A 1,647-nucleotide genomic window follows, 5' to 3' on the forward strand; every position below is an offset into this window, starting at 1 on the left:
CCCCGGCGGCAGCGGGGGCGGCGGTGGACGCGGGGGTGGCGGGGGACGCGGCGTCCGTCGCGGCGGCCACCTCCGTCCCGGTGTCGGCGCCTCCGGTGCTCCGTCCGGGCTCGTCGGTGTCCCCGGGAGCGTCGCCTCCCGGATGCCCTGATCTCCCCGGTCTCCCCATGGGCGTCAGTGTGTCCCGGACGGCACACCCCGGACATCAGGGATCATCCCGGAGATCCTCGCGCGGGGCGGATCCGGTGGAGACCACGCCACCGTCGGCGGTCACCGGGTCACCTCCGTCAGTGCGGTGCCCGCGGGGTCCAGATGAGGTGGGGGAGGAAGAACTGGGTGAGCGGGCCGATGGCGAGTGCGTAGCCGACGGTGCCCACGCCGACGGTCCCGCCGAGCAGCCAGCCCACGGCGAGCACGGTCAGCTCGATGCCGCTGCGCACGAGGCGGACCGACCGCCCGGTCCGGTCCGCGAGGCCGGTCATCAGTCCGTCGCGGGGGCCGGGGCCGAGGCGGGCACCGACGTAGGCCGCCGTGGCGAGTGCGTTGAGCAGGATCCCGCCCACCAGCAGGGTGACCTGCCAGGGCAGCGACCGCGCGTCGGCCAGGAGCAGGCGCACCACGTCGACGGTGACCGCGATGACGAGCACGTTGGCGACGGTGCCGACACCCGGGCGCTGCCGGAGCGGGAACCAGAGCGCCAGCACCCCGACGGCGGTGACCGCGGTCACCGCGCCGAAGGTCAACGGGGTGCGCCCCGCGATTCCCTCGTGCAGCACGTCCCACGGGTTCAGACCGAGGCCCGAGCGGGTCATCATCGCCATGCTCGTGCCGTACAGCACCAGCCCGGCGAACAGTTGCGGGAGTCGACGCGCCGGGGCGGTGGTGACGGGCACCGGACGCAGGTCGGCGGAGGTCACGGAAACGGCCACGCCGACCACTGTCGCCCCGCCTGCGGTGCCTCTCCAGAGCCGGTCCGGGCCGAATTGGCCCGCAAGAGGAGGAGCCGGTGCGCCGGATGCGAGGTAGTGCCGTCACTCCAGGGAAAAGGACGGTTGTGGCATCCGGCGCACCGGCTCGTCGCCGTGCCCGGGGGAGGGCACGACCGCCGCGGGCCGGTCCCGGCATCGCCCCTCGCCATGCCGGAACGGGCCCTGCGGCTCAGGTCCGCGTCGGTGCGGTGTTCCGGCTCGGCGCGGTGAGCGGGAACAGCCGACGCGCACCAGGGGGCCCCGGCGCCGCGGGGGCAACGCGGCACCAGGACCGGGACCCGTCACGACCGGGCGCGGTCGGTCGAACGGGAAGCATCGAAGACACGAGAACGAACCCCTGCTGAACGGAATCTGCCGAAATGACCGGGAGGGTCACCGGGGCGCGCGGAGAAAACGATCTTGAAAAGACACGCTGCGCCCGGCGGAATCGGTATCCGTCAGTCGGGTGAAGTCACGGGACGGGTCGACTCCGTGTCGACCGCGCGCTTTCCGTGTTCCCGGCTGACGCCGAGCAGTCGCAACTGGGTTCCGGTCGGCTGGTCGGTCAGGATCGCGTGCTCGGTGCGCTGCCCGCCCGCGTTCCCGTGCGGGGAGGCCGCGGAGCCCTGGGTGCCCGCGAACGCGGCCGGGGTGGCGGGGGCGGGGCTCTGCGGAGCGC

General features: G+C 74.1%; 1 protein-coding gene and 1 pseudogene. Both read right to left on the reverse strand.

Annotation, left to right across the window (positions count from 1 at the left end; all coding sequences use genetic code 11):
* Positions 1-287 precede the first annotated feature (287 nt).
* Positions 288-938, reverse strand: coding sequence for a membrane protein YczE (gene yczE / locus SACPADRAFT_RS0215850; protein WP_007027539.1), 651 nt, complete (start codon positions 936-938; stop codon positions 288-290).
* A gap of 488 nt (positions 939-1,426) precedes the next feature.
* Positions 1,427-1,647: pseudogene (locus tag SACPADRAFT_RS33060) on the reverse strand (hypothetical protein); the annotation flags it as partial.

Origin of the sequence: Saccharomonospora iraqiensis subsp. paurometabolica YIM 90007 (assembly GCF_000231035.2) — a bacterium.
GTDB lineage: Bacteria > Actinomycetota > Actinomycetes > Mycobacteriales > Pseudonocardiaceae > Saccharomonospora > Saccharomonospora paurometabolica.